The 3,808-nt window shown below is 70.9% G+C and carries 4 protein-coding genes; 1 reads left to right on the top strand and 3 read right to left on the bottom strand.

Annotation, left to right across the window (positions count from 1 at the left end):
- The first annotated feature begins 217 nt into the window (after positions 1 to 217).
- Positions 218 to 847: a hypothetical protein gene (locus ACTIGN_RS16945; RefSeq protein WP_439625921.1), complete on the top strand. Its 630-nt coding sequence runs from the start codon at positions 218 to 220 to the stop codon at positions 845 to 847.
- Between the two features lie 18 nt (positions 848 to 865).
- Here ACTIGN_RS16945 and larB read toward each other — a convergent pair whose 3' ends face one another.
- The 3 genes from larB to ACTIGN_RS16960 form a co-directional block, all read right to left on the bottom strand.
- Complete coding sequence (gene larB, locus ACTIGN_RS16950; RefSeq protein WP_439625923.1) at positions 866 to 1,639, bottom strand: nickel pincer cofactor biosynthesis protein LarB; 774 nt, start codon at positions 1,637 to 1,639, stop codon at positions 866 to 868.
- Between the two features lie 65 nt (positions 1,640 to 1,704).
- Positions 1,705 to 2,688 (bottom strand): ABC transporter permease subunit, encoded by a 984-nt coding sequence (locus ACTIGN_RS16955; RefSeq protein ID WP_439625925.1) that lies wholly within the window; start codon positions 2,686 to 2,688, stop codon positions 1,705 to 1,707.
- 157 nt (positions 2,689 to 2,845) lie between these two features.
- Positions 2,846 to 3,721, bottom strand: coding sequence for an ABC transporter ATP-binding protein (locus tag ACTIGN_RS16960; protein ID WP_439625928.1), 876 nt, complete (start codon positions 3,719 to 3,721; stop codon positions 2,846 to 2,848).
- Positions 3,722 to 3,808 lie beyond the last annotated feature (87 nt).

The following is a 3,808-nucleotide window of genomic DNA, read 5'->3' on the forward strand; positions in this document are numbered from 1 at the left end:
GGCGAGCGGGGGGCGTCAGTCCCCCGGTGCCTCTGCAATCGTACCGGGGGGACTCACGCCCCCCGCTCGCCCGGACTGCCTACATTTCCAGGCGTGTGGCTCGGTTGAGGTCGGGTTGATTCCCGGTGCAGGCGTCGGTATGCCCTCGTTCCAAACGAACGCGAATGCCGACTGGCAGGACGCCGGTCGCTCGCCTCGGGTGACGGGGGAAGAGATCATGCCGCAGGGAGCGCGCGTGTGGTGGGTGCGCACGGGGCTGGGCGCCGTGCTGTGCCTCGGAACCGTCGGGTGCATGGGGACAGGGAAGTCCCCGCCCCCGCGGATCGGGTCGAGCGGTGCCACCAACAAGCCGACGACGCTCCCGCCGCCGGGCCTCCCCGGCATCCAGCCCATCTCCGCGACCACCCCGGCCCCCGGCGGACCGAACCCGCGGCCGGCGGCGCCGAACACCTTCACGGGCGGCGTCGGTGCGACCGGCGCGGTCCAGCCCGCGGGGGGCTTCGCCGCCCACCCGGCCGGCGTGCAGCCCGTCGCCCGCGCCGGCGGTCCGCCGGTCGCGCCCGTGGGCGTCCCGTCCACGGCACCCGCTCTCCTGCCGCCGTCCGCACCGGTCGGTACCGGGCAGCTCCCGCCGCCGTCGCTCGACCCGCCGACCGCACAGCGGAGCATGGGGGCGTCGCCCCCGCCCCCGACGCTCGACCCGATTGCGCCGCCGCCCCCGCCGAGTTCGGTCGTGTCGGGCTCGAACTACTCGCCGATTGCGCCCATCTCCCCGCCGCAGCCGTTTCCGGCTCCGGTCCCGGTGAACGTGACCACGTCGCAGGGGGCGCAGTACGGCACGCCGTGAGTGCGGTCGGCCCCGGGCTCACCCCGGGGTCTTCGAGTTGCGGGCCTTCTCGATGCGCTTGACGATGAGCGCCGCGGTGTAACCCGCTTTGAAGCCGGCGTCGATGTTCACGGAACACACGCCGGCCGAGCAACTGTTCAGCATCGTGAGCAGCGCCGCGACGCCGCCGAACGCCGCCCCGTACCCGACGCTCGTCGGGCACGCGATCACGGGGCAGTCCACGAGGCCGCCGACCACGCTCGGCAGCGCCCCGTCCATTCCCGCGACGACGACCACCACGTCCGCCGCCGCGAGCCGCTCGCGCTGCCGCAGCACGCGGTGAATCCCCGCCACGCCAACGTCCGCGATTAACTCGACGCCCGCACCCATCACGCGCGCCGTGTTTGCGGCCTCCTGCGCGACCGGCAGGTCGCTCGTGCCGGCCGTGACGACGCACACCTTGCCAACGGGTGCGGGCCGCTCGCCGGGAACCGGGAGCCAGAACGTGCGGGCGAGTCGGTCCTGCTCGGCGGTCGGAAAGAGCGGCGCGAGGTGCTCGGCCTGGGCGGGGTTCACGCGCGTCACGAAGCAGTCCTGCCCCGCGGCCGCGAGCCGCCGGACCGCCCCTTCCACCCACTCCGCGGTCTTGCCTTCCGCGAACACCACCTCGGGGAACCCGCACCGCTCCTTGCGCTGGAGGTCGAGCGTGGCGAAGCCCAGGTCGGCCACGCCCCCGAGTTGTGCGGCCGCGTCGTCGATCGAGAGGGCACCGTCGCGGACGAGGCCGAGAACGTGCCGAACGTCAGTCGTCATGAAGTCACCCCACGCCAGCAGTCAGTTCCCACCGCCACCCGTCGCTCCGGGTGGGCGTGACTGTTTTACAGCGGGGCGGGCAAGTCGCGGCGGGTGAAGGTGCGGAGCGCGACGAGGTAGCCCACGAGCCCGACGGCGATCAGCACCCCCGCCCCGGACACGGGCGGCACGCCGGGCCACTCGCGGCCGATGTCCGTGAGCCAGTTCCCGTCGAGCATCACCTTCTGCGGCTGGTAGTAGAAGAACAGCGTCAGCGGCCGCACGAACCCGGCCGGCTCCCAGAGCTGGCCGATCGTGTTCGCCACGAACATCGTCATCACCACCAGCACCGCGTACCCGGTCACGCGCCCGCGGCTCCGGCCGGCCGCGGAGATCGCCACCGTGATGCCGCTCACAGCGAACATCAGCGCGAACGTGTTCACGAGGCCGGGGATCTCGCCGAGGCCGCTCACCGGCAGCGGTTCGGGGTTCTCGGGGATCTGGAACGGCAGCGGCCGGCCGCCCGGCCCGGTCAGGCTCTTGAGCATCGTGTAGTCGGGGACGAAGTCGCCCACCAGTAGGAGACCGAGTTGCGTGCCGGCGAAGAACGCGAGACACAGCGTCGGCAGTACGACGAGATCGACCAGGAAGTGCGCGAAGATGAGCCGGTTCCGGGGCACCGGCTGCGACATGAGCAGTTCCATTGTGCCGCGGTCGAGTTCGCCCGCCACCGCCCCCGCGGCCCGGCCCACGCCCCAGACGAGGCACATCGTGAGCACGATCGGGTGCAGCATCCCCATCGCGAGGAAGTCGTTGGGCCGCTCGAAGTTCAGGTCGCCCCATCCGAGCGCCGCCTGCGACACCTTCCCCGGCCCCTTGAACATCAGGTTCTGGAACAGGTTCCGGTCCCCGAACACCGACGCGATGGACGTGAACACCGGCGAGATTTCGACGGTCACGCGCTGCGCAATTTTGACCCAGAACGTCGCGAACACGAACAGCACGAGGCACACCACGACGAGTGCGGGCCGCACGTCGCGGAGGAGCTTGCGAACCAGAATGTACGTCATGCCGTCTCCCACCATAAATCCGGATTCACCGCAGAGGGCGCGGAGGGCGCAGAGAGAAACCAAGAACCAGAGCGTGCGGAGTTCGGAACCAAATCTTCCTCTGCCTTTTGTCTTCTCTACGCCCTTCGCGCCCTCCGCGGTGACTCCTCTTCTGAAGTCACCCGTGGAAGCGGCGGTAGATCGGCGTCAGCCCCTGCGGCTCGATCTTGAGGTCGGCGAGCGGCTGCTTGGCGAGCCAGTCCAAGAGTGCGGGGAGCTTGCCGCGGTACGTCAGGTTCAGCGCGCCGTCCGCGACCGCGTCGGCCGGCAGTTGCTCGCCCTCGGGGCCGGTCGCGGGTGCGGGGCCGGTCAGCCGGGCCGACACCGCCCTGCCCTCGCGGAGTTCGGCCATGTCCTGAACGTGAACGAGTTCGCCGCGGCGCAGGACCAGCACGCGGTCGCACACCGCTTCGACTTCTTGCAGGACGTGCGACGAGAACAGCACCGCCTGCCCGCGGGCCTTCGCGCCCTTGAGCTGCTCCAGCAACTCGTCGCGCATCGTCGGGTCGAGCGTGTTCGTCGGCTCGTCGAGGACGATGAGCGGCACCTTCGGGATCAGAACCGCGAGCAGCGCGACCTTCCGCTTCATGCCGCTCGACATGTGCGTGAGCGGGCGGTCGATGTCGATGTCGAGCTTCTTCGCGAGGAGATCGACCTCCGGGCCGGGCACCTCGCCGCGGAGCTTGCCGAGGAACGTGACGAGCCGGCGGCCGGTCATGGTGTCGTAGAGCCGCAACTCGCCGGGGAGGTACGCGACCAGTTTGCGGGCCTCGACGCCCTGTTCCCAGCAGTCGAAGCCGCCGATGGTGGCCCGCCCGGCGGTCGGCTTCAGGAACCCGAGCAGGCTCCGCAGCGCCGTGGACTTGCCCGAGCCGTTCGGGCCGAGCAGGCCGACGACCTCGCCGGGGGCGATGGTGACGTTCAGCCCCGCGAGCGCGCGGAACGAGCCGTAGTCCTTCGTGAGGTTCTCGGCGGTGAGCAGCGGGTCGGCCATTCGACGGTGTTCCGTGCGACGCGGGGTTGCGTTGTTGAGTCGTTCGCCTCACGCGGGCCGCCACGGAGGGCGGCCCCTACAAACCAA

The sequence above is a fragment of the Gemmata sp. genome (genome assembly GCF_051859125.1).
Taxonomy (GTDB): domain Bacteria; phylum Planctomycetota; class Planctomycetia; order Gemmatales; family Gemmataceae; genus Gemmata.

Excerpts from the sequence above, each read along its gene's own strand:
- ACTIGN_RS16945 (WP_439625921.1), top strand. The coding sequence starts at position 218 with ATGCCGCAGGGAGCGCGCGTGTGGTGGGTGCGCACGGGGCTGGGCGCC.
- larB (WP_439625923.1), bottom strand. The coding sequence starts at position 1,639 with ATGACGACTGACGTTCGGCACGTTCTCGGCCTCGTCCGCGACGGTGCC.
- ACTIGN_RS16955 (WP_439625925.1), bottom strand. The coding sequence starts at position 2,688 with ATGACGTACATTCTGGTTCGCAAGCTCCTCCGCGACGTGCGGCCCGCA.
- ACTIGN_RS16960 (WP_439625928.1), bottom strand. The coding sequence starts at position 3,721 with ATGGCCGACCCGCTGCTCACCGCCGAGAACCTCACGAAGGACTACGGC.